Consider the following 24,809-nt stretch of genomic DNA (forward strand, 5'->3'; position numbering starts at 1 on the left):
GCCCCCGAGGCCGCAAAATTCTGCCGTGCACATTTCCGCTTTCGGCCCTAACTTGCGCCTTCCGCGTGCCCGGCTATGAAAGTATCTACCGCAGAACCGTTTCAAATCGTTTACTCGCTCTTCGAGCACGAGTTCCTCGGCCACTTGTTTGCGGCCTACGTGGTGCAGCTCGGGCCCCGGGGCCAGCTCACGCTGCAGCACCAGACGGTGTCGGGCAAAAACGCCCACGAATTTGCCGCTGGCCTCGACGCCACCGATTTTGAGCTGGTAGAGCTTTGCGACCAGATTCAGCAGGAAGCGGTGGTGAAGGAATTCTGGCCCCGCAAAATCGCCACGGCCGAGTTTTTCCTCAAAACTTATAACGCCGAAAAGGGCGACAAGCCGCTGCAGGAAGTTATTTCCAAGCACGTGCAGGCCCGCATGGGGGCCATTCTGGCGCGGCTGGCAGGCAAGTGCGTGTTCATCATGGGCCGCGACGGTGAGCCGACCTGGAAAGAAATTGCCTTGGCGCCAGCCAAGGCATCCATCCTCTTTCACTTCCGCCGCAACGAGGAAGGCACGCACTATTTTCCCACCATTCAGTACCAGGGCCAGAAGCTCGATTTTCAGTATAAAGATGCCGTGCTGGTGTGCCTGCAGCCCGCCTGGCTGCTGCTAAACGACCTGCTCTACTCCTTCCGCACCGAGGTGGATGGTAAGAAGCTACTCCCATTCTTGAAGAAGAAATTCATCGTGGTGCCCCGCAACGTGGAAGAAAGCTACTTCCAGAAGTTTGTGGCGCCGCTCATGGAGTCGTTCGAGGTGCACGCCCGCGGCTTCGACATCCGCTCGGAGCGCTACGTGGCGCGGCCCCGCCTCACGTTCAGCGACACCCTGCCCGCCGCGCCTGCACCCGAAGCGCCCGTGCGCCCGCCCGGGCCGCCGCGCCGGGGCCGCATTCCGCTGCCCAAGCCCGCGGCGCCCCTGCTCACCGGCGCCGAAACCGAGCAGATTCACTTCGAGTTGAGCTTCCGCTACGGCCCACACCTCATGCCGCTGGGCACCAACAAGCCCGTGAGCGTGCACCTGGAGAAAACGGCCGACAGCTACGTGTTCCACCGCCTGCTACGCAACCCCGAGCAGGAGCAAGCAACCGTGGAGGAGCTGCGCGCCCGCCACCTCACCGTGGAAAACGGCCATGCCACCCTGCCCAAAGCCGAGGCTTTCAAGTGGCTGCACGACAACACCCCCGCCCTGGCTGAGCTGGGCTACACCGTAGAAGCCGCCGACTCGGCCACTAAAAGCTACTTCATCGGGCCCACCAGCGTGCACGTGGGCATTCAGGAAGCTGGCGACTGGTTTGATGTGCGCGGCACCGTGCGCTTCGGCGACATTGAGGTCCCGTTTATCCGGCTGCGCGGGCACATTTTGCAGCGCCGCCGCGAGTTCAAGCTGCCCAACGGCCAGATTGCCATCATTCCCGAAGAGTGGTTTACGGATTACCTGGAGCTGTTTGCCTTTGGCGAAGAAACAGAGGAGGGCCTGAATCTGCGCCGCCACCACCTGGCCCTGGTGGCCGATTTGCAAAGCAACGAGCTGGCCACGGTGCGCATGGGCCGCAAGCTGGAAAAGCTGCGCGACTTTGCCGAGGTGGAAGACCATCCGCTGCCGCTGGGCTTCCACGGCGAACTGCGCCCCTACCAAAAGGCCGGCTACAACTGGCTGCGCTTCGTGCAGGACTTCCATTTCGGCGGCTGCCTGGCCGACGACATGGGGCTTGGCAAGACCATTCAGACGCTGGCCATGCTGCAGCACCGCCACGAAAGCGGTGAAAACCAGGGGGCTGCCTCGCTGTTGGTGCTGCCCACGTCGCTGGTGTTCAACTGGCTGACGGAGGCCGAAAAGTTCACGCCCGACCTGCGCATTTTGGCTTACACCGGCACCTACCGCGACAAAAACCCCGACCGGTTTGCCGACTACGACGTGGTGCTGACCAGCTACGGCATCGTGCGGCTCGATACCGAGCTGCTGGCCAGCTACAAATTCGACTACGTGATTCTGGACGAGTCGCAGGCCATCAAAAACCCGTCGAGCACCACCTCGCAGGCCGTGCGGCAGCTGCGCTCCAAGCATCGGCTCATCCTCACGGGTACGCCGGTGGAAAACAGCACCATGGACTTGTGGTCTCAGATGTCGTTCATCAACCCTGGCTTGCTGGGCACGCAGGCGTTTTTCCGTAAGGAATTCCTTAAGCCCATTGAGAAGCACCAGGACGAAGGGCGTACCCGCCGCCTGCATGCCCTCATCAAGCCGTTTATTCTGCGCCGACACAAGGCCCAAGTGGCCAAGGAGCTGCCCGAAAAGACCGAGCAGCTCAGCTACTGCCCCATGACGGAAGAGCAGGCCCACGCCTACGAAGAAACTAAGAGCTTCTACCGCAACAAGATTCTGCAGAACCTGGACGAGCACGGCCCGGCCAGCACGCAGTTTCTGCTGCTGCAGGGCCTCACGCGCCTGCGCCAGATTGCCAACCATCCACGCCTAGCCGACGAGAACTACACCGGCGAGTCGGGCAAGCTGCGCGAGGTGCTGCGCATGATTCGCAACGTGGTGGCCGAGGGACACAAGGTATTGGTTTTTAGCCAGTTTGTGCAGCACCTGGCGCTGGTGCGGGCGGCGCTTGATGAGCGGCAAATGGAATACGCCTACCTCGACGGCGCGACCCGCGACCGGCCCGCCGAGGTGGCCCGCTTCCAGGAAAACGAGGACCTGCGCATCTTCCTCATCAGCCTGAAAGCCGGCGGCGTGGGCCTTAACCTCACCGCGGCCGACTACGTGTTCATCCTCGACCCCTGGTGGAACCCCGCCGTGGAAGCCCAAGCCGTGGACCGCGCCCACCGCATCGGCCAGCTCCGGCCGGTTTTCACCTACAAATTCATCTCGCAGGGCACGGTGGAAGAGAAAATCCTGGCCTTGCAACGGCGCAAGCTGGCTTTGGTGAGCGAGTTGATTGCGACAGACGAGGCTGTTATAAAGCACCTCACGCGCGCTGATATAGAGGAACTACTGGGGTAAGTCACTTGCGCGCTGTAATAATTCATCCGCGCAGCACCCTTCATTTTTTAATATGCATTAATAAAGATTATATTTAACCTTTTGGTTTTTTTATTTTTAAATTGTTGATATTTGTGCCCGCCTTTCTCTTTTGTATAAAGAGTTATTAAGTTCATGCACTGCTCTCTGATTACGCCAACCATGACGCCTACTGACTCTTTGCTTTGGTGGCCGCGGTTGGTTGTTGCTATACTCGTGCTGTTGGCAGGTCATCAAGTGCATGCGCAACCTACTAGAAAGCTACCTGAGAAAAGGACTGTAACGCCCTCCACGGCTCCACAACCGTCGAACCAGTTGTCAGCGTTCAAAACGGAGGAAGCCCTCCGAATGCTACTCCGCGCCGATTCGATAGCCTCCCAACGCCAACGAGCCAAATTAGGACCTGAGTCGAGCGGTCTGGTAGTGGACCAGACCATCACCAAAATAGGCCACGACTTCTACGACCAGTTTTACAGCCGGTGGGAAGCCCCAGCCGGCATCAGCGACTTCACTGTCATTGTGGGCGAGAAACCTTCGCGTGGCAATAACGCCATCATCACGGTAACCGTCAACGACGAAGAACTGCTGGAATTTCCCTTGCAGGGCAAAGAAGACTTGGTTGCCGAAGCATCCCAGCAAGCAGTTGAATACGCAGCAAATTCGCTGCAGCAAGCCCAATATCTTAGCCAACAGTTGGAGAGTGGCAACAAGCAGCCCCTTGAATCCTACTAGCCTTTTCTCCTTCCCTTTAACATCCTACCTTATGAAACAAATATTGACTCTTCTTGGCATCATTACCTCGTTGCTATTAGGCCAATGCGCTCAAGCACAAGACTTTGTGTATGAACCCAAAAACCCTGCTTTCGGCGGCGGCAACACCTTCAACTACTCGTGGCTGCTGAGTTCGGCCCAGGCGCAATCCACCATTGTAGACCCAGCCACCAAAACCACGGCCGCCACCCAAGACCCGTTGGCTAGTTTCACTGCCAGCCTCAACCAGCAGGTGCTGGCACAGTTAAGCAGCCGCCTCATTGCCAACCAATTTGGTCAAGGTGCCATCAAGCCCGGCAATTACACCGTTGGCAATTATCAAATTCAAATCACGCCCGGTGCAAGCGGCATCGGTGTGCAAGTCACCGACACTTCCACCGGTAACCAAACCACTATTACTATCCCGAACGGCTTCTAAGTCTGGATGGTACAGCAAATTTTTATTTCTTTTCCTAGTATTTACATGCTCCTGCGTCGATTGCTGACGGCCGCAGTGCTCCTGTTACCGGCAGGGCTCGGCGGCTGCGCTTCTTATTTTCACCAAACTTTTATAAACCCCGAACCGGCTCGGCTCGGGGCCGAAGTAAACGGGAACGAACTCTGGCGCCACTTGCCCCCCGCTCGGCAGCGGGTGGTGGTCGCGGTTTATAAATTCCGTGACCAAACCGGGCAGTACAAGCCCCAAGCGAACGGCTCGAGCTTTTCGACAGCCGTGACTCAGGGCGCCACTACTATCTTATTGCGAGCCTTGGAGGAGTCGCAATGGTTTGACCCTATCGAGCGAGAAAACCTAGGCAATTTGCTGAACGAACGCAAAATCATTCGTTCCACGCGCGATGAGTACGCTCAGCAAACCGGCCAGCGCCAACCCAACCTGCCGCCTTTGCTTTTTGCGGGCATCATCTTGGAAGGCGGCATCATCTCCTACGATTCCAACATCATTACCGGCGGGGCTGGCCTGCGCTATTTTGGGGCAGGCGCTTCGGGCCAGTACCGCCAAGACCGGGTAACGGTTTACCTGCGGGCCATCAGCACTAATACGGGCAAGATTTTAAAGACGGTCTATACGTCGAAGACAATTCTTTCTCAGCAGGTCGACGCCAGTTTGTTTCAATTCGTCGCCTTCAAGCGCCTGCTCGAAACCGAAACGGGTTTCACTTACAACGAGCCCAGCGAAATGGCTGTGAAAGACGCCATTGAAAAATCCGTACAGTCGCTAATTTACGAGGGCTTACTGGTCAACATCTGGGCCTCGGCGGATACGGCTGCTACCCGGAGCCTGCCTATACAAGCATACTTGCGCGAAAAACAAGAAAACCTATCAATTGACCCATTGGGCCGGCAAACCACTTTCCGCCGCCGGCCGCTGGGCGTTGGCTTCAATGGAGCGGTGCAGCTTTATCAAGGTGATTATGCTTTGCCTCAGTATCGGGCTGCCGGCGAATTGACCTTGCGCTACCGCTTGGGCGATGGGTACTTTAGCACATTTTTGAACGTAGGGCGGGGCGCACTAGCCGCGGGCCCCAACGGAAACTATTTCACCCAGCGGTTCAATTACGCCGACGTAGGCCTGTTAGCTTGCCTGTTTCCATACGACCGGTTCTCGCCTTACGTGCTTGCGGGCGTCGGAGCATCGTCCAAAAGCTTTTCGAACTTTAGCAGTTCCAATAACCTGGTGCCGCAAGCGGTGGTAGGTGTGGGGGCCGAATTTTTAGTATCGTCAAAGCTTGGCATTCAAGCAGGTATCGATAACCATTTTTACCTCAACGACCGCATCGACCAAGTCGTGCAAGGGCGTTATAACGACTCCTACTGGGGGGGGCGATTGGGCTTAAACCTTTACATTGGTAAGGCCAAGTCAAAAAATTATTTATAAAAAATAAGGAATTTATTCAATAAGTTAATCTCCTGATTTTCAATACGGGTGCTTTTTTAAGTTCAGCTTCAAGGCTAGGTATAGTTATACATTTATTTGAAGAATATAACTATTATCACAATGGATTAAATTTTTTTTATTGGAGCGTTTGGATTTGAGAATATTCTGATTTTAACTTTGTCTTGTTCCCATCAGAACACAATTCAATCTTAGACTCCAAACATTTTCCCATCCTTCATTTCAATACAATGAAAAAGCTTACCCTCCTCGTTGGTGCCGCCCTGCTGGTGAGCGCCGCCCACGCCCAAGTGCGCACCTCGGCCCCCACCACGAACCCGACGGCCCCCACCACGCGCACGGCCCCCACCACGGCCATGACCGCCGCCGGCACCCCCCAAGCCATCGCCCGCCCCGACCGCGCCACCGCCTCCACCATCGACAACGACTCCTACGTGCAGCAAGTAGGCGATGGCCAGCAGGCCGTGGTGAGCCAGACCGGCACCGGTCGCAACACCGCCGACATCCTACAAAGCCCCAGCGCTGTAACCGCTGCAGGCGTTACCAACGACCGCAACTTTGCTTCGCAAACGCAGGTGTCGACTGGCATGAAGACCAGCGCCGACCAGAACATTGCCAATATCCGCCAGCACGGCGCTACCAGTGCTGCTTTGCAAAGCCAGAATGGCACTCGCAACGTAGGCGATATCCAACAGGGCAACTACGGCCCGGCTTACCACAGCGAGTCTAACTACGCTAGCCAGACGCAGACGGGCAACGATAACAGCGCTAATATCTATCAGAATACCAATTCCAGTGCCGCAGGCACGGGCGCAGGCCAAAACTCAGCCGTGCAAACCCAAACGGCTAATGGCAACCGTGCTTATGCCTTGCAGGAAAAAACCAACAACACATTGGTTCAAACCCAGTCGGCAGCTTCCAACAATGCTGATACCCGGCAGTACGGTACCGACAGCTATGCCAAGCAAGAACAGTCGGGGGTTGGCAACCGTGCTTCTATCCTTCAAGGAGATGACTTGGGCGCATCAGGCTCTTCCAACCAAGCCATCCAAATGCAGAGCTCGGGCAATAACGACGCCCGCATAGTGCAAAAGACGAGCGACAGCTACGCTCGCCAGGAGCAAAGCGTAGGCAGCGGCAACTTTGCCGACACCTATCAGGGCGGCGCAATTGGTACCAACGCTTCGTACAACATGACCACGCAGACCGGCAGCAACAACACCGTTTACGTGACCCAGGGCGCGGCTCGCTAATTTTTAGCGCCCCTGTTGTCTTCTTTCAGTTAGGGCAACAGGGGCGCACTTGATTTTAGCACTGGCTAGCTAGCCATGCCGGCAACTAAATGCTTCACCAATTCCCGCTCTCACTTCCTTAACATGAAAAAGCTTACCCTCCTCGTTGGTGCCGCCCTGCTGGTGAGCGCCGCCCACGCCCAAGTGCGCACCTCGGCCCCCACCACGAACCCGACGGCCCCCACCACGCGCACGGCCCCCACCACGGCCATGACCGCCGCCGGCACCCCCCAAGCCATCGCCCGCCCGGCCGTTGGCGGTGCCACTAGCGCCACCAGCCCCATCGACAACGACTCCTACGTGCAACAAGTGGGAGACAACCAGCAGGCCGTGGTGAGCCAAACCGGCACCGGCCGCAACTCTGCCGATATCGACCAGAGCCCCAGTTCCGTGGTGAGCAGCGCTACGGGCGCAATCCGGGACAACAACTTCGCTTCACAAACCCAGGTATCTACCGGGACCAAAGCGAGTGCCCGGAACGTGGCTGTGATTGGCCAGCACGGTGCCACCAGCGCTGCCATCCAAGAGCAGAACGGCACAGGTAACGTTGGGCAAATCTCGCAAGGCGGAATGGGCGTGCATAGCGAAGACAACTATGCTAAGCAAACCCAAAGCGCCTCTGGCAACAGCGCCAAAATTGACCAAAACACGACTACCAGTTCCAATGCTGGCAACCCGGCTGGCGATAACTCGGCTACGCAAACGCAAACTGCCAGCAACAACCGCGCTTACGTTAATCAGCTGTATTACAACAACGTCTCGGAACAGTCTCAATCCGGCGAATCCAACAGCGCGACGGCTACCCAATGGGGGCATGACAACTACGTGAAGCAGGACCAGTCAGGTTCATCGAACAAAGCTTCTATTTCGCAGAGAGCTTCTAGTGGATTGGGTGCGGAGAAAAACCAAGCCATTCAAATTCAGAGCGCGAGCTCTGGCGATGCAATCATCGCCCAAAAGACAGCCAACAACTTTGCCAGCCAGAACCAAAGCGGTGGCATTGGTAACTACGCCGACACCTACCAGGGCGGCATTACCGGAACCAATTCCTCATACAGCGTAAGCACGCAGACCGGCAGCAACAACACCGTTTACGTGACCCAGGGCGCAGCTCGCTAATCCGTAGTCTTTGCTTCACACCAGAATGCAAAGGACAAGTGCGCCAAGTACAAGGCTATTCAAAAGCTTAGTGCTTGGCGCACCTAGGGTTATCCCACTATCGTTTTTCGCTTCACACATTTCATGAAAAAACTTACCCTCCTCGTTGGTGCCGCCCTGCTGGTGAGCGCCGCCCACGCCCAAGTGCGCACCTCGGCCCCCACCACGAACCCGACGGCCCCCACCACGCGCACGGCCCCCACCACGGCCATGACCGCCGCCGGCACCCCCCAAGCCATCGCCCGCCCCGACCGCGCCACCGCCTCCACCATCGACAACGACTCCTACGTGCAGCAAGTAGGCGATGGCCAGCAGGCCGTGGTGAGCCAGACCGGCACCGGCCGCAACACCGCCGACATCCAGCAAAGCCCCAGTGGCTTGTCTACGCTACTCCCTGGTGTTAACGGTGGCAACTTTGCTTCGCAGACGCAGGTGTCCACGGGTTCAAAAGCCAGCGCAGACCAGAACATCGCCAACATTCGTCAATACGGTATCACCAGCGCCGCCATTCAGGAGCAAGGTGGTATCCGCAACACGGCGGTTATCCAACAGGGCAGCAGGGTACCCAATGGCCAATTCGGTATCGGAACGGCCAGCCAGCATGACTATGCCAGTCAGAAACAGACCGGCAATGACAACATGGGCCAGATTTATCAGAACAACACCAACGGCATTTCTGACAATTCGGCTACGCAGGACCAAAAAGGCAACCATAACAACGCAATGGCGACCCAAGACTTCAGCAACCACATTTCGGTGCAGAAGCAAGGTGGTGCTGCCGGTGGCACAGGCGATTACAATAACGCCTCGGTAGCTCAGAAAGGCCAAAGCAACTACGCCAGCCAAGACCAGCAAGGCAGCTATAACAAAGCCAAAATCACACAAAACGCGCCTACGACCAGCGTGTTGGCTAGCTACTTCAACGGCGTCGGTAACAACCAAGCTACCCAGTTGCAGGTTGGCAACAACAACGAGGGCATCATTGACCAGTCGACGAGCTATAACTACGCTTCACAAAGCCAGACTCTTGGCAACAACAACTACGCCGAAACACTGCAGCGTGGCACCAACGGCATCAACTCGGCCTACAGCACGGTTACCCAACAAGGCAGTAACAATACGGCGGTTGTACACCAAGGTGCTCAATAGCGTATACTGCTTATAGTGTATACTGCTTAAGGTAAAGTATTCTTAGAATACTTTACCTTAAGCACCAAATATGCCAAGCTCCGGGCTTATCTTCGAGGTAAGTTGGGGCCTGGCATATTTAGCTTAGCTACAAAGGCCTTCATTCGTTAAAACTCTCTGACGGACACTATGAAACTGCTTCATCCCGTTTTGTTGCTCATTTCGATTATGTCGTCCAGTGCGGCAATGGGCCAAACTATCCGCCCATCCAGCGAAGCAGCCACTGCCGAACAGCGCTTGGCCGAGGACTTAGGCTTGGAACGGCTTCCCGACAATGCCATAATCCCTACGCCAGCCAATGGGCGAAACGTATCGACGTTGCAACAAAATGGCCGCGATAATACTGCGGCAATCAACCAGCAAACTCTTTCTTCGCTGGGGAATCAAGCTTATGTTACCCAAGCTGGGGAATACAATGGGCTTAGCCTAATGCAAATGGGCGGAGGCAACATCGCCAACGTAACGCAAAACGGCAATAACAACAACGCTGAGTATACGCAAAACGGTCAGGGCAATTCTTCTACGATTACGCAAAAGGGAAGAAACAACAGAATCCAGGGCCTGTCGGCCGAAAGCGAATTTCAGTTGCAGGGTGATTATAACACCATGAAAATCACGCAAGAGGGTTCCAACAATACGGTCAAGGGTGAAATCCGGGAGAACAGCCGGGTGTACGACATTCGCCAAAATGGCAACAACAACACCCTTACTCAGATAGAGACCAGCCCGCAAGCTCCGAAAGGCTACACAGTGGAAATGAAGGGGAGCGGAATCAATCTTACCATTCAGCAAGGCCGAGTAGGGCAATAAACGATGCACCTTTATGGGTCTTGACATCCTAAAAAGACCGATTGCACTATCGCGCAATTCGGTCTTTTTTGACGTGGTGCCACTAACTCATTTTCAAAGAAAAGAACTGTTTGACAAGTACATTTGTAACTTTCTTTCCCAACTCTTGCCTTATGTTTTTCATATTGTTACTATTATCGGCCTTGCAGGAGCCAGAGCGCCCCGCTCCCTGCAAGGCCAGGCTTGAAATGCAACAGCAGGATGGATTGCTAACCGTTGTGGGTCATTGCCGCAATATGTTATCTACTTCCAGCAAGTACCGCTACGAATTATCGTTTTTGCGCGAAGGGAAAAACGGCCGCTCCCAGAATACGCAAGGAGGAGAGTTTGAACTGGGTCCGCAGCAAGACGTGTCGCTCTCGCGGACCTGTGTGAATGCTTCTCAACAAGATAGTTACCGCATACACCTTCGAGTACTGGACCTGCATGGCAACGTTGTAGCTCAAGATTCAGTGTTTCAACATTCTACTCCTGCAAATTCAAAATAGTTTTTTCGCATTTATCGCATATGAGCTTTTTACCTTTTGTGACGTGGCCCCGGGCGCTTGGGGTCTGCATGTCATTGATGTGTCTGATTTTGCTAGGTGCTTGCCAAGACGACCTGGTTGAGCCTGCCTATTTCGGCTCCATTTCGGGGACAGTGCTTGACGCCCGTACGAACCTGCCATTGGCAAATGCGTCGGTATCTACCAATCCGGCTACCAGCACATACGTCACCAACGCTCAAGGCAAATTTGAAATCAAAGACGTTCCGGCAGGTAAAGTATCGATTACGATAACCAAGGCTGACTATCAACAGACGGTTTCTAACGTTACGGTTAGCGACAGCCAAAACGCCGATGTAACCATTCAATTGCTCAAGTCTACGTCATCTACTACCGTCTCAGCTCCAGATAGGCCAGTGCCTGCAAATCAGACTACCGGTCTGCCCAATACTGTCCGCCTCGCGTGGCGGCCCGTGAATGCAGTAGCCAGTGACTCCCTGACTTATGAGGTATCGCTATTTGAAAGCAACAACACATCTGCTCGTACTGTCGCGCTAAAATCCCCCCGCGACACCACCGTAACGGTAAGTAACCTGCGCTACAATACCACCTATTTCTGGTATGTGACGGTTCGAAACCCTGCTGGGGCCTCAGCCCGCAGCCCTATTTGGACTTTTCAAACCGGCAATATTATCGACAACCGTTACTTATTTGTGCGTAAGGCGGGGAATAACAGCGACGTTTTCGCTGCCGACATAACTGGGGCCACTGTAACCCAACTTACTTTTACAACAGCGCTGGAAGCGGCTCCCCAGCTTAATCCAAATCGAGACCTAATTGCTTACACTTCCAATGTTACAGGCGATTGGCAGCTGTACACCATGAATCGAGACGGGTCGAATCAGCGACAGATTACGTTCACCGGTTCCTTTGCGGTCAATAATGGGGGGCAAGCCGGTGCTTTCCGCTGGTCGCCGGATGGCTCCCAATTGATTTACTGCAGTTCGGATAAGCTGTATCGCATCAACCGTGATGGACTAAGCCGTACGATTGTTGCCACAGCTCCTTTAGGCAAAACATTCCGTGAATGTGACTGGACAGCCGAAAACGGGGGACATATTGTTGCGCAGGTTGTTGGAACCAATATTTACGACTCCGCTATCTACCTGTACGATGCCAATGGTACTCAGCAAGGCGCCGGAGCGTTCATTCCGGATACGCCTGGCCGCCTCGACTCTCCAAGCTTCAGCTTGGATGGGCGAAGCATAGTCTATACCCAGGACATCGCTCAGTTTGAATCTTCCATCACCGTTGGCCGGCAGATAAACGCGCATATATTTATCAAACGCCTTGACGGGTCCGCTACAGTAGATGTATCGGCGGGCATTACCGGGTCTGGAACAACCACTGGTAAAACGAATGGTACCAATGATTTAACACCTCGCTTTTCTCCTACGGGGAGTAAATTAATCTTTGTGAATCAGGACAACGACGGGGTCGCCACTCCGGAAATCTGGACTTGTAACCCTGATGGGAGTGGTCGCATCAAGTTGTTTGACAATGCTTCTATGCCTGACTGGAAGTAAGTCAAGAAATGGTTGGTCTGGTGCTCTACGCAAAATCATCGAACGCCTATTAGCATTAGCAAGCATACAAATGGGGTTGCTTCCTGGGTGATTGACCAATTCAATAGCAGGGCTTACTCTGTTTGAAAAACTTAAATTACCTAGCGAAGGGGCTATTATACACAAAAGGGGATTATAATATCATTAAGGCGCTATTTACGTCCGACTACCTGCGTATGAAGACCTTTCTGGCGCTGGTGCTGGCTGTTTTTCCCGTGTTGTTGCGTGCGCAGCCTGAAAAGCCAGCGCCTATATCTTACACCGATGCCGAGGGCCGTTTCACGCTGACCTACCCCCGTACCTGGCAACTGCGGCCCAACGCCGGGGGCGCCGACGCAGCCTTCTATGCACCGGCCACCGGACAGCCTGTGCCGGCCGTGGTAACGGTAACGACCCGCCCCCTACCCAATGCGCTGAAAGACCGGCCCCTCATTGGCCCCGGTAGCCAGGACACGCTGTGGCAAAGCATTCGCCGCCTGCCACAGGCCCAGGTCATTCAACTGGACCAGAAAAACTATGGGCGCTACGAAGAGGTGCGCTACGACTACACCTACGCCCCCGGCCCGGGCCAGGCCGGCCGCCTGCACGTGGCGGGCCGCCGTCTGTGGCGCGTGGGTTACGAGTTTGTGGTAGAATACCGCGCGGCCACCAGCCAGGACGCCCGCGCCTTGCCCGAGGGCGAGCAGTTGCTCAATTCCTTTGCTTTCACCGACAAAGCTATTGTCAGTCGCCGATACACCGACCAGGTGTGCGATGGCAAGATGTACGGCATTGCGGCCATGAGCCACCGCACCGGGCAGTGGGAAGACGACTGCCGCACCATTCACGAGTTTTCGACCGATGACCTCTCGGACGGCGCCTTGGTGCACCGGAACGCACTGCCCTTTCAGTCTTACGCCCTAGCCAAGGGCTTCGACAACTGCCTGTATTCGGTGACGAAAGCACCCACCAACCAGTCGGAGCTGGTGTATCGCTACGACCCTACTACCCGGCGGGGGGCATACACCACCTGGCAGCTGCCAGCCCAGGGTTTCGACAACATCTGGATTTCGGCGGCGACGGATGAGCGCGGCGACTTGTATTTCCTCTCCTCCGATGCCAATAAGTTGGTGAAGGTGAGCCCCGGTGACGGCGGCACCGTGACGTTGGTCTGGACCAAAGACCCCACGCAGCAGGCCGCTTACTACCCCGAAATTGCTTTTGACGGCGCGGGCACGCACGGCAATTTCTGCCTCGACGACGCCAACACCGTGTACATGGTGTACAGCACCGACGGCTCGCTGGTGCGCGTGGATGTAAAAACCCAGCGCCCCGCACCCGAACTGCTGGCCATTACCGGCCTGCCCAAACGCGGCGGCTATAGCGACGTGCTGCTGCAAAACGACGAATCGGGCCGGCGCCGCCTGTTTCTGGCCGGCCCGCACGGCCTCTACCGGGTCAATCTAGCCCGGCGCAAGGCCAGCTACGTGCGCCGGGGCACTTACACTGACCTCGCGGGCTGCAACCTGTTTCGGGTAACGTACCGGTCGGCCCCACCGCTGCCCACGGCCACGGTGCCCTGGCGCGGGCGCGTGTTGAACGCCGACACCTACCTGCCCCTCACGGCGGCCGAGCTGCGCATCGGCCGCGAAACGGCCTCGGCCGTGGTGCCGCTCTCGACCGACGCGACGTTTTCCTACGGCAGTGCGACGCCGGGCAAGCCCTACTTCTACAAAGCACAGCTGCCTGGCTTCATCGACGCCGACAGCTCCTGGACGGTGGGCGCCGGCCCCACGGTGCACGACATTCTGCTGCGGCCCCTGGCCGTGGGCACCACCCTGCCGCTGGCCAATGTGCAGTTTGAGCAGGGCCAGGCCGTGCTGCTGCCCGGCTCGGCCCGCGCCCTCAACCAACTGGTGGAACTCATGACCGACAACCCGCGCCTCACCATTGAGGTGCGCGGCCACACCGACAACGTGGGCGAGCCCGCCAAGAACGTGGCCCTCAGCGAAGCCCGGGTAGCTGCCGTGAAAGCCTACCTCGTGGCCCACGGCGTGGCCGAAACCCGCATCACCGGCGTTGGCTTCGGCGGAGCCAAACCCGCCGCCAGCAATGCCCAGGAAGTCACCCGCAAGCTCAACCGGCGCGTCGAGTTTCGGGTGACAGGGGTATGAGTCAGTAGTTAGTGAGTAACGGCTGGTAGCTGGTTATTGACTGCTACAGCTGAATGGCAAGCTATTGCCAACAATATTGCTCTGCCTGGCTTTAACTGCTAATCACTGGCCACTATTCTTGTTCACTCATGTTCCTCACTCTCAAAACCACCGTGCCGAAGTCGCCGGCCCAGGTGATGGCCGGTTTTACGCGGGCGCTGTTTGAGGCGTTGGCGCCCCCGTTCCCCACTATGCGGGTGCTGCAGTTCGACGGCTGCCGCACCGGCGACCAAGTGGAAATTGAACTGGATACGGTGGTGAAAAAGATGCGCTGGACGTCGCTAATTGTGGACGACGGCGTGCTGCCTGACGGCACTCATTTCTTCGTCGACGAAGGCCAGATGCTGCCGCCACCGCTGCGCTATTGGCGTCACCGCCACTTATTGCAGCCGGGGCCCGGCGGCTCCTGCGTCATTGTAGATGCGCTGGAATACCGCACGGCCTCGCCCCTACTCGACCGGCTGCTGTACCCCGCCATGTGGGCGCAGTTTGCCTGGCGCCGGCCCATTTACCGGCGGTGGTTTAAGTAGCAATAGCAGCGCGAACTTTGTAGTTCGCGTGTCTAAATGGCAGCCAAACGGCATGGGGCACGCGAACTACAAAGTTCGCGCTACTGCCGCTACAAATCCAGCACCATGCGCACGTCGCCGGGCTGCTCGGGCATCAGGGAAGCAGCGCGGAAGCCCAGCTTGTCGTAGAGCTTAAGGGCCGGCAGCAGGGTCGAAATGGTGAGGACTTCGACGCGGTGCGCGCCTAGCTGACGGGCTTTACCCAGCATGGCCTGGCCCAGCGCCCAGCCGATGCCGCGGCGCTGCGCTTTGGGCGCCACGGCCAGGCGGGCCAGCTCGTATACGCAGTCGTGCTCCTTCACGAGGGCGCAGGTGCCCACGATTTTGCCGTCGCACTCGGCCATCAGAATGTGGCCGCCGCGCTCCACAATGTACTGCTGCGGGTTTTCAACCGGCTTGCGGTCAGCGCCTTCGATGTAGAAGTAGCGGGTAATCCATTCGTAGTCCAACTCGTTGTTGAGCGTTTCGAAGGCGGCCCGGTGCGCGGGTTCAAAATCAATAATGGAGACGCCGGTAGGCATTGGGTGGGATGGGGAAATAGCGGACGGAGAATAAGCGGCTGCAAAGTTCGCACCCAGCGGGCCGTACCTTTGCAGGCCTATGCTGAATCCTGCCACCATCGTCCTCAAAAACGGAAAAGACCACAGCCTGCGCCGCCGCCACCCCTGGGTGTTTTCGGGCGCCATTGCCCGCGTGAAAGGCGAAGCCCAAGAGGGCGACCCCGTGCGCGTCGAAGCCATCGACGGCGAGCTACTGGGCGTGGGCCACTTTTCGGGCGGCGGCTCCATTGCCGTGCGCATGCTCGATTTTGGGCAAAACGCCACGCTGCCCACTGCCGAATATTGGGAAGAAAAACTAGGCAACGCCTACCGCCTGCGCCAGCGCCTGGGCCTGACGGGCACGGCTGACACCAACGTGTTCCGGCTGGTGCACGCCGAGGGCGACGGCCTGCCCGGCCTCATCATCGACGTGTACGGCGACGTGGCCGTGGTGCAGGCCCATAGCATCGGCATGTACCGCGCCCGGCCCGAAATAGCCGCCGGCCTGCGCGCGGTGTTCGGCGACCGGCTGCGCGCCATCTACGATAAGAGCGCCGAAACCATCCCCGGCAACGCCGCGCCCGACGCCAAGAACGGCTACCTCTTTGGCGAGAGCAACGGCACCGAGCATGTGGTGCAGGAAAACGGCCACCGCTTTGCCGTGGACTGGGAAACCGGCCAGAAAACCGGCTTCTTCATCGACCAGCGCGACAACCGCGACCTGCTGGCCCGCTACTCACCCGGCCGCCGGGTGCTGAATACGTTTTGCTACACCGGCGGCTTCTCGGTGTATGCGCTGGAGGCCGGCGCCGAGCTGGTGCACTCCGTGGACAGTAGCAAGAAAGCCATTGCCCTCACCGAGCGCAACGCCGAGCTAAGCCACCACGCCGACCGCCATGCCGCCTACGCCGACGACGTGCTGGGCTTTCTGAAAAACCACTCGGCCGAGTACGACCTGCTGGTGCTCGACCCGCCCGCCTTTGCCAAGCACATGGGCGCCCGTCACGCCGCCCTCATGGGCTACAAGCGCCTGAACGCGGCCGGCATTGCCCACCTGGCGCCGGGCGGGCTGCTGTTTACCTTCTCTTGCTCGCAGGTGGTGAGCCCCGAGCTATTCGAGGGCGCGGTGCTGGCCGCGGCCATCGAAGCCGGCCGGCCGGCGCGCATCCTGCACCGCCTCACCCAGCCCGCCGACCACCCGGTGAGCCTTTTCCATCCGGAAGGCGCCTACCTGAAGGGGCTGGTGCTGGCGGTGGAATAATGAATTGACTTAATTCAGAACACCTGTCATCCTGAGCGCAGCGAAGGACCTTCTCACGTTACCCCGATTCGTTCGGTTGTGAGAAGGTCCTTCGCTGCGCTCAGGATGACAGGCGTTTTTGCGTTTGCCCAAAACCCTACTTCTACTTATTCCCCGCTGCTCCCGGCGCGGGCATCTGCAGCAGGAACTGGCTGCCGCCGGCGCCGGAGGTGTAGGTGGGCACGTTGCTGCCGCCTTTTTCCCAGGCCTCAATCCAGCGCATCTGCACCAGCAGCGGCGTGAGCGACTGCTGCTGCTTTTCGTTGGCGTAGGCCTGGGCATCGGCGGCAATGCGGATGGCCTTGGCGCGGCCCTCGGCCTCGGCAATGTTGATGCGGGCCTGGGCCTCAGCCTGGCGGATGCGGTTTTCGGTTTGCAGGCCGGTTTGCACGGCGGTGTTTTTGGCGTCGATGGCGGCTTTGAGGCTGGCGGGCGGCTCCAGCTTGGTCGTGATTTGCTGCACGATGAAGCCCAGATTCTGAAGCTGACTCACGAGGTTGGCTTTTACCTGGGCCTCGTAGCTGCCGCGGTTGCTGATGAGGCTATCGGCAGTGTAGCGGTTGGTGGCCACGCGGTAGGCCTCGTACACAGCGGTTTTCAGGAAGCCGTCTTCGATGGCGGGCAGCGGCCGGCGGTACTGCCGAAAAATGTCGTCTACCTTGTCGGATTGAATGTAGTAGTTGAGACTGGGCGCCACCCCGAAGCTGGAGCCGTCACGGCTTTGCACTTCAAACTCTTCGTATTCTTTGTGTTGGGTGTAAATGGGAAATTCGTGCACCGCGGTGCTCAGGGGGCTGTAAAATACCCAGCCCGTGGTGTAGGTGATGTCGTCGACGCCCCGGCTCGACCCGGCCAGGTTGACCTTGATGCCCACGTTGCCTGCATCAATGCGCTCGACTTTAATCAGGCTGCACCCACCGACCAGTACAAGAACGAACATGCCCAAGTAAAGCAGGGGCTTCAGCCAAAAGCGCCCGGGGTTGAGTTGATAATCGGCCATGTGATGCGTGCAGATAAAAAGGTGAAGGCAAGGAAACTCAATAGCGCCACAGCGCGCGGCTGACTTGGCGCAACGAAAGAACGACACCGGCGGCTAATAGCAGCAAGCCGAGCAGGCCGCAGCCCAGCAACCAGTCGGAAGGGCGGCTCAGCCAGTCGAGGCAGCGCGTGCCGGCCCAGGGCAGCAGGCCCAGATAAAACAGCAGCCAGAACGCGGGCCGCAGGGCGAGAGTGGTTTGGGCGGGCATGGCGCGGGAGGTTTGAAAGGAGAGAAGGCTTCGCAGAGCTATATCGCGGGCTTTGGCGCCGCATTACAGATGCTGGCCGACGTAGCAGCAGGCCCCGCCCCCGCCCGAGGCCCTATTTTGCACGGCTTCAAAACATCTGCCCACCGTTTGCGCGTTATGCCCTCAGTGTTTCGCAAAAAAACTTCTTCTGCTCCCAAACAACCCGTGGCCGTCATCGGCGCGGGCATTGCCGGCATTGCGGCGGCGGCGCGGCTGGCGGTGGCCGGGCATGCCGTCACGGTGTTTGAGGCGGGGCCCACGTTTGGGGGCAAAATGCACCAGTTTGCGCTGCCGGGCGGCTACCGCTTCGATGCCGGGCCGTCGCTCTTCACGCTGCCGCAGCTGGTGGACGACATTTTTAGGCTGGCCGGCCGCACGCCCGCCGACTACTTTCGCTACGAGCGCCTCGACCCCATCACGCACTATTTCTTCGCCGACGGTACCCGCCTGCACGCCTGGGCCGACGCCGAGAAATTTGCGGCGGAGGTAGAAGCCAAGCTGGGCACCCCGGCCGCCGAGGTGACGAAATTTCTGCAGCGCGCGGGCCGGGCCTACGACGCCACGGCGGGCACCTTCCTGCACAAGTCGTTGCACAAGGCCGGCACCTACCTCAGCCCCGAAACGCTGAAGGCCGTGGGCGCCCTGCCGCAGCTGGGCCTGCTGGGCACCATGCACCAGCGCCACGAAAGCGCCTTTGGCCGCGACCCTCGCCTCGTGCAGCTTTTCGACCGCTACGCCACCTACAACGGCTCCGACCCCTACCAGGCGCCCGCCACGCTGAGCATGATACCGCACCTGGAGCACGGCATTGGGGCTTTTTATCCCGAAGGCGGCATCTACGCCATTGCCGAAAGCCTGGCGAAGCTGGCCACGGAATTCGGTGTGAAGTTCCGCTACAACGAGGCCGTGGAAGAAATCATCGCGGCCGAGAAGCGCGTGACGGGCGTGCGCACGGCGCAGGACGTGTACGACTTCGGCCGGGTGGTGAGCAACATGGACGTGGTGCCCACCTACCGCCGCCTACTGCCCCGCCAGCCCGCGCCCGAGCGCACGCTCGGCCAGCCCCGTTCTTCTTCGGCGCTGATTTTTTACTGGGGCATCAGCCGCGCGTTTCCGGAGCTGGACCTGCACAACATTTTTTTCTCGGCTGACTACAAAGCGGAATTCGACGCCATTTTTCAACAGAAGACGGTGGCCGATGACGTGACGGTGTACGTGAACATCACCTCCAAAAAAACGCCCACCGACGCCCCGCCCGGCCACGAAAACTGGTTTGTGATGGTGAACGTGCCCCACGACCAGGGCCAGGACTGGGACGCCCTCACCCGAAAAACCCGCGCCGCCGTGCTCCGTAAGCTGAGCCAGGCGCTGGGCACGGCCGTGGAGCCGCTCATCGCTGCCGAGAAAGTGTGGACGCCCCCGGGCATTGCCGCCGATACCTCGTCGTTTGGCGGCGCGCTTTACGGCAGCTCCTCCAACAACGCGCTGGCGGCCTTCCTGCGCCACCCCAATTTTTCGGGGCGGCTGGAGGGGCTGTACTTTTGCGGCGGCTCGGTGCACCCCGGCGGCGGCATTCCGCTCTGCCTGCTGTCGGCCAAAATCGTTTCGTCTTTAATTAATGATGCGTGAGCAATAATTTTCTGTCATCCTGAGCGCAGCAAAGGACCTTATTACGCTTGAACAACCCGTTTTTGCGTGGTAAGGTCCTTCGCTGCGCTCAGGATGACAGGCGCCGTTTACGCTTCAACTTCAAACATGCCTGATTTCACCGAGCCGCTTGCGGCCGCCACTAACCGCCGGCTTCGCGTAGCGCAGGGGCTGGTGCTGCTGTTTCACGTCACGGGCTTCATCGGGCTGGCTTTTTCGAAAGACCCGGACTTTTACCTGCGGTTTACGCCGCTCACGCTGGGGCTGTCGGCCCTGCTGCTGCTGGGGTTTCAGCGGGGGCGCAACGCCAGCTTCTGGAGCTTCTGCATCACGGTGATGCTGCTGGGCTTTATGGTTGAATTGATTGGGGTGAACAGCAACGGCCGGCTGTTTGGGCACTACACCTACGGCGACACGCTGGGCTTCAAGCTGTTCAACTCGCCGCCGTTTGTGGGCGTGCCACCGCTTATCGGCCTCAACTGGCTGGTAATGACTTATGTGTGCGGCATGCTGGCCGGCTACCTGCCGCTGCCCGAGCTGCCCCGCACCTTGCTGGCGGCCTTGCTCATGGTGGGGTTCGACGCCTGCCTGGAGCCGGTGGCCGGCACCTACGACTTCTGGCATTGGACGGCGAACATCATCCCGCTGCAAAACTTCCGCGACTGGTTTATCGTGGCCTGCATCCTGCAGATGTTTTTCAACCGGGCCCGCTTCCCCAAGTACAACCCGCTGGCTCCGACGGTGTACCTCACGCAGCTGTTGTTCTTTTTCCTACTGGGCGCATTGCAGTAGGCCGAAGGATGGGCGCGGCAAACGTTGGGCTTTAGAAAAAACCGGGAATTAATGCGCTGGCATCTGCGGTTTTCGGGCCTTACTTCGCGTTGCTTTCCCGCCGCTCATGTCCGACTTTACGCTTACCGCCGCCTCGCTCGAAGCGGCCATGCCCGTCTTTCACCGCTACGGCCTGCACGATGCCTCTGATGCGGTGCTGGCTACGGCCTTGCGCACCAGCGCGCCGGAGCTCACGGCGCAGTTTCCGAGCCGTGAGCTGCTGGTGCACCACGCCATCCTGGCCGACATGGAGCGGCAGAAGCGCGAGCACAAGGAACTGTACGCGCAGTATACCACGGCCGTGGAGCGCCTCTACGGCCTGCTGCAACTGGGCCTGCGCGACCTGGCCGCCGTGCCGGGCCAGTTTTACGTGGACTTGCAAACCGGCTTCCCGCAAACCTGGGACGCGGTGATGGACCACCTCAACAGCTACTCGGCCCCGCAGCTCCAGCAGCTGCTCAACGACGGCATTCGCAGCAAGCTCTTCCGGTCCGACATCAATATTCAACTGGTTACCAAAGTATTGATTGAGCAGCTGAACATGCTACTCAACCCGCAGGTGTTCCCGCCCGACCGCTACAACATGCGCGAGGTGTTCCGCAGCATCTTCCTGTACTACATTCGCGGCATCTGCACCGACGACGGCGCGCGGATTGCAGCCGAGCATTTTGCCCGGCTGTAGGTAGCCCGGTCCCGGCTGGGCGTAATTGACTGCACCCATGCGTTTCTCCTCATTGCGCGGCTGGCTGGTGCCGGCCGCGGCGGGCCTGTTGCTGGCCAGCTGCCAGGGCAAAAATTCGGCGGATTCGGAAACGGATTCCCGCACGGTCATCCGCAACGAAAGTGTCTCGACTGACACGGCCAGCGTACCTACGCCGAACGACGGCATTACGCCGGCGCTGCTGGCCCGGCACATTAAGGTGCTGGCTTCGGATGAGTTTCAGGGGCGGCGGCCGTTCACGGTGGGCGAGGAAAAAACCACGAACTATCTAGCGGCCGAGTTTAAGAAGCTGGGGCTGAAACCGGGTGCTGGCGGCAGCTATTTTCAGGCCGTGCCGCTGGTCGAAATTGTGGGCACGCCCGACTCGGTGGCGACGGTGACGGGCAACGGCAAAAGCCTGACGCTGAAGTACCGCGACGACTTCATGTTCCTCACCGAGTACGAGCAGCCTACGGTGGCCATCAAGAACTCGCCGCTGGTGTTTGCCGGCTACGGCGTGACGGCGCCCGAGTACGGCTGGGACGATTATGCGGGCCTCGACGTGAAAGGCAAAACCGTGGTGGTGCTCATCAACGACCCCGGCAACGCGGGCAACGACAGCACGCTGTTCAAGGGCAAAGCCATGACCTACTACGGCCGCTGGGGCTACAAATACGAGGAGGCCGCCCGCCACGGCGCCACCGGCCTGCTCATCATCCACGACACCGCGCCCGCCTCCTACCCCTGGACGGTGGTGCAAAGCAGCAACGGCGGCGCCAAGCTGCGCCCCCAAACGGCTGACAAAGGCGCCAGCAAAGTATCGCTCGAAGGCTGGATGACGCTGGACGCGGCCAAGCGTCTGTTCACCGCTGCCGGCCAGAACTACGACCAAGCTTATGCCGCCGCCAACAAGAAAGGCTTCAAAGGCTCGGCGCTGGGGCTGAATCTGACGACGACTATTCACAACAAAATCACGCGCAAAGCCTCGAAAAACGTGGTAGCGGTGCTGCCTGGCACTAAAGACCCTTCCGAATACATCATCTACTCGGCGCACTGGGACCACCTCGGCATCGGCAAAGCTATCAACGGCGACTCCATTCACAACGGCGCGCTGGACAACGCCAGCGGCTGCGCGGCTTTGCTGGCCATCGCCAACGGCTTCCGGCAAGCCAAGGAAAAGCCGCAGCGCAGCATCGTTTTCCTGGCCGTGACAGGCGAAGAGCAGGGCCTGCTGGGCTCCGATTACTACGCCCAGCACCCGCTGTTCCCGGTGGCCAGCACCGTGGCCGACATCAACATGGACGAGCTGCTGGCCTTCGGGCCGATGCGCGACGTGACCATCACCGGCTACGGCCAGTCGGAACTCGACGAGTACGCCCGCGCCGCCGCCAAGGAGCAAAACCGCTACATCATTCCCTACCAGCACCCCGAAACCGGCAGCTTCTACCGCTCCGACCATTTTAGCTTCGCCAAGGTGGGCATCCCGGCCCTCTACGCCAGCGGGCAGTACGAGAGCCGCCTGCACGGCAAAGCCTACGCCGAGCAGCAGCGCAAGGATTTTGAGGAGAAAAACTACCACCAGCCCTCCGACGAATACGACCCCAGCTGGGACCTGCGCGGCGCCGCCCAGGATGCCCGCCTGCTCTTCCGCGTGGGCCAGAAGCTGGCCGGTGAAACCACTTTCCCGAAGTGGAAGGAGAGTTCGGAGTTTAAGGCCACGCGGGAGAAGAGCATGGCCGGGAAATAAGGCTGGTAAATCGACTGTCATGCTAACGCAGTGAAGCACCTTATCACGCCAGAACAACTTGTTCAGATGTGATAAGGTGCTTCACTGCGTTAGCATGACAGGAGCTATTTTAGCTCTAGTAGCGGCGCCTTCGCATCCAGGTGCCCCTGCTTCTCCAGCAGCTTGGCGGCGGCGGTGAGTTGGGTAGGGTCGTGGGCATTAACGAGGACGAGCGGGCCGCTGGGGCCGGTGGTGCTCAGCACAAAGTTTTGCTCGGGGCGCAGGCGCTGCTTGCGCAGGGCGGGCAGGTTTTCGCGCAGGTATTTGAGGGTGGCCCTGTGGTCGTTCGTGATGAGGATGACGGGCAGCACCTCGCCGCTTTGGGCCCGGGCCAGGGCTTTGGCCGAGTTCAGGATGGGCGTGGTGGAATAGGTAAACGTGCTCCGAAACCGGTCGCGGAACGGCTGCACGGTGGCCTGGAAGTCGTCGGCATTGGTCCAATAGAGCACGTTCCGAAACAGGTTCACGTAGCTAGTGGCGGCCTGTGGGAACGTCTGGTCGAAGAGGCCAATGGCTTGGTTGACGAAGGCGCTGTCGATGGCCTGGCCGCGCTCCACGTATCTAGTCATCAGCGGGTAGAGGGCTTTGGCGTAGCGGTTGATGTAGTCGTCGAAGTACCACTCACCGCTTTCGGGCCGGCCTTTTTGCTGGGCGTAAATCCACTCACCGGCCACCGTGGCAAAGGCTTCCTCCATGAGGTTGTAGGCGTAGCGGCCGTTGGGCGAGGGGTGGTGCAGGTACCAGCCTTCGAGCTGCTGCTGCAGGCCCAGCCGCTGCTGCGCCGAAAGGCTGTGGCTCATTTCGTGAAACACCACGGCCGTGCCGTCCACCAACATGCGCGAGGTGGGGCGGCAGTCAAGCAGCACCAGGTTGCCGGTAGCCGTGGCGTGGTTGGTGAATACCAGGTCGCCCATGCCCGGCTTGGCGTCGAGCTGCGGGGTGAGGAGCACGCGGTAGGGCAGCGCATCGGGCCACACGCTGCCATAGAAAGTGCGCAGCTGCCCAAACTTCTGCATGAGTTGGCTTTTGGCCAGAAACTCGGCGTAGGCGGGGCGCAGCTGGGCCAGTTCGGCGGCGTAGGGCTGCCAGGCCAGGGTATCGAAGGCGGGCGTGAAGTAGCGGTACACGCTGTCGAGGCTCACCAGCACCTCGTTGGGCAGCAGGCCGGCCGTGCGGCGCTGCAGGTCGGGCAGGTCTTGGGCGTCGGCGCTGGCGGCCAGGTAAGTGGGCACAATGGAGCCCACGCTGCCCAAGCGCCCGGCCGGGTAGCCGTCGCGGTCGAAGCCGGGGTCGCGGTCGAGGTTTTGGTAGCGGCGCAGCCAGCGGCGGGCGGCGGGCGTGTTGAAGCGGCTGGCCTCAAACGCCTTCCGGCTTCCCCGGTAGGTGTTGCTGCCGCCGGCCAGCGTTTCCACAAAGCGCACCAGCGCGTGGGTGCGGCTCACCTCCACGGTGACGACCGGGCCGGGACTGGTTGGTAAAGGTTGCGCCCAGACGGGCTGGGTAGCAAGTACCAGCAGTAGCAAGGCCAGAAGCTTCATGGAGCTAAAGTAGAACGAGTACCCCGAAGCTCCGCTTCGGCTCGCGTCTGCATCGTTCAACGCGCCGAAGCAGAGCTTCGGGGTACA

At 59.1% G+C, this 24,809-nt stretch carries 21 protein-coding genes; 17 read left to right on the plus strand and 4 right to left on the minus strand.

All coding sequences use genetic code 11. The annotated features are described in order from the left end of the window. Positions 1-75: 75 nt before the first annotated feature. From MTP16_RS05395 to MTP16_RS05450, 12 genes are all read left to right on the plus strand, one after another. Positions 76-3,054, plus strand: coding sequence for an SNF2-related protein (locus tag MTP16_RS05395; RefSeq protein ID WP_243516559.1), 2,979 nt, complete (start codon positions 76-78; stop codon positions 3,052-3,054). Between the two features lie 180 nt (positions 3,055-3,234). After that, entirely contained in the window at positions 3,235-3,804 is a 570-nt protein-coding gene (locus tag MTP16_RS05400) for a curli production assembly/transport protein CsgE (protein WP_243516561.1), read from the plus strand. A gap of 31 nt (positions 3,805-3,835) precedes the next feature. Then, a complete protein-coding gene (locus tag MTP16_RS05405) occupies positions 3,836-4,261 on the plus strand; it encodes a curli production assembly/transport component CsgF (RefSeq protein ID WP_243516563.1) in 426 nt (141 codons plus the stop codon). Between the two features lie 45 nt (positions 4,262-4,306). Continuing rightward, complete coding sequence (locus tag MTP16_RS05410; protein ID WP_243516565.1) at positions 4,307-5,719, plus strand: CsgG/HfaB family protein; 1,413 nt, start codon at positions 4,307-4,309, stop codon at positions 5,717-5,719. A 248-nt stretch (positions 5,720-5,967) separates the two neighbouring features. Beyond that, the gene (locus MTP16_RS05415; RefSeq protein WP_243516567.1) at positions 5,968-6,990 is read left to right on the plus strand and encodes a hypothetical protein; all 1,023 of its coding nucleotides are present in this window, start codon (positions 5,968-5,970) and stop codon (positions 6,988-6,990) included. Between the two features lie 123 nt (positions 6,991-7,113). After that, positions 7,114-8,148 carry a hypothetical protein gene (locus MTP16_RS05420; protein WP_243516569.1) on the plus strand — a complete coding sequence of 345 codons (1,035 nt, stop codon included), beginning with the start codon at positions 7,114-7,116 and terminating at the stop codon, positions 8,146-8,148. Between the two features lie 123 nt (positions 8,149-8,271). Further along, positions 8,272-9,336 (plus strand): hypothetical protein, encoded by a 1,065-nt coding sequence (locus MTP16_RS05425; protein WP_243520134.1) that lies wholly within the window; start codon positions 8,272-8,274, stop codon positions 9,334-9,336. A gap of 168 nt (positions 9,337-9,504) precedes the next feature. After that, positions 9,505-10,185, plus strand: coding sequence for a hypothetical protein (locus tag MTP16_RS05430; protein ID WP_243516571.1), 681 nt, complete (start codon positions 9,505-9,507; stop codon positions 10,183-10,185). Between the two features lie 152 nt (positions 10,186-10,337). Further along, positions 10,338-10,712 (plus strand): curli-like amyloid fiber formation chaperone CsgH, encoded by a 375-nt coding sequence (gene csgH, locus MTP16_RS05435; protein WP_243516573.1) that lies wholly within the window; start codon positions 10,338-10,340, stop codon positions 10,710-10,712. A 20-nt stretch (positions 10,713-10,732) separates the two neighbouring features. Beyond that, positions 10,733-12,295, plus strand: a complete 1,563-nt coding sequence (locus MTP16_RS05440; RefSeq protein WP_243516574.1) for a carboxypeptidase-like regulatory domain-containing protein — start codon at positions 10,733-10,735, stop codon at positions 12,293-12,295. 215 nt (positions 12,296-12,510) lie between these two features. After that, entirely contained in the window at positions 12,511-14,487 is a 1,977-nt protein-coding gene (locus tag MTP16_RS05445) for an OmpA family protein (RefSeq protein WP_243516576.1), read from the plus strand. 128 nt (positions 14,488-14,615) lie between these two features. Then, a complete protein-coding gene (locus tag MTP16_RS05450; protein WP_243516578.1) occupies positions 14,616-15,056 on the plus strand; it encodes an SRPBCC family protein in 441 nt (146 codons plus the stop codon). Between the two features lie 89 nt (positions 15,057-15,145). Here the strand turns inward: MTP16_RS05450 and MTP16_RS05455 are convergent, their stop codons facing one another. After that, entirely contained in the window at positions 15,146-15,616 is a 471-nt protein-coding gene (locus tag MTP16_RS05455; protein ID WP_243516580.1) for a GNAT family N-acetyltransferase, read from the minus strand. A 79-nt stretch (positions 15,617-15,695) separates the two neighbouring features. Here MTP16_RS05455 and MTP16_RS05460 point away from each other — a divergent pair, with 79 nt between their 5' ends. After that, positions 15,696-16,895 (plus strand): class I SAM-dependent rRNA methyltransferase, encoded by a 1,200-nt coding sequence (locus MTP16_RS05460; protein ID WP_243516581.1) that lies wholly within the window; start codon positions 15,696-15,698, stop codon positions 16,893-16,895. Positions 16,896-17,037: 142 nt separating this feature from the next. Here the strand turns inward: MTP16_RS05460 and MTP16_RS05465 are convergent, their stop codons facing one another. Together MTP16_RS05465 and MTP16_RS05470 are read right to left on the minus strand one after the other, a co-directional pair. Then, positions 17,038-17,934 (minus strand): prohibitin family protein, encoded by an 897-nt coding sequence (locus MTP16_RS05465; RefSeq protein WP_243516583.1) that lies wholly within the window; start codon positions 17,932-17,934, stop codon positions 17,038-17,040. A gap of 37 nt (positions 17,935-17,971) precedes the next feature. Further along, entirely contained in the window at positions 17,972-18,181 is a 210-nt protein-coding gene (locus tag MTP16_RS05470) for a hypothetical protein (RefSeq protein ID WP_243516585.1), read from the minus strand. 165 nt (positions 18,182-18,346) lie between these two features. Here MTP16_RS05470 and crtD point away from each other — a divergent pair, with 165 nt between their 5' ends. The 4 genes from crtD to MTP16_RS05490 all read left to right on the plus strand — a co-directional run bounded on the left by crtD (position 18,347) and on the right by MTP16_RS05490 (position 23,145). Next, positions 18,347-19,849 carry a 1-hydroxycarotenoid 3,4-desaturase CrtD gene (crtD, locus tag MTP16_RS05475; protein ID WP_243516588.1) on the plus strand — a complete coding sequence of 501 codons (1,503 nt, stop codon included), beginning with the start codon at positions 18,347-18,349 and terminating at the stop codon, positions 19,847-19,849. A gap of 126 nt (positions 19,850-19,975) precedes the next feature. Further along, complete coding sequence (locus MTP16_RS05480; RefSeq protein WP_243516590.1) at positions 19,976-20,659, plus strand: carotenoid biosynthesis protein; 684 nt, start codon at positions 19,976-19,978, stop codon at positions 20,657-20,659. Positions 20,660-20,765: 106 nt separating this feature from the next. Beyond that, positions 20,766-21,380 (plus strand): TetR/AcrR family transcriptional regulator, encoded by a 615-nt coding sequence (locus tag MTP16_RS05485; RefSeq protein ID WP_243516592.1) that lies wholly within the window; start codon positions 20,766-20,768, stop codon positions 21,378-21,380. A 37-nt stretch (positions 21,381-21,417) separates the two neighbouring features. Continuing rightward, entirely contained in the window at positions 21,418-23,145 is a 1,728-nt protein-coding gene (locus MTP16_RS05490) for a M28 family metallopeptidase (RefSeq protein ID WP_243516594.1), read from the plus strand. 104 nt (positions 23,146-23,249) lie between these two features. Here MTP16_RS05490 and MTP16_RS05495 read toward each other — a convergent pair whose 3' ends face one another. Beyond that, positions 23,250-24,722 carry a hypothetical protein gene (locus MTP16_RS05495; protein WP_243516596.1) on the minus strand — a complete coding sequence of 491 codons (1,473 nt, stop codon included), beginning with the start codon at positions 24,720-24,722 and terminating at the stop codon, positions 23,250-23,252. Positions 24,723-24,809 lie beyond the last annotated feature (87 nt).

Origin of the sequence: Hymenobacter monticola (genome assembly GCF_022811645.1) — a bacterium.
GTDB classification, from domain to species: domain Bacteria; phylum Bacteroidota; class Bacteroidia; order Cytophagales; family Hymenobacteraceae; genus Hymenobacter; species Hymenobacter monticola.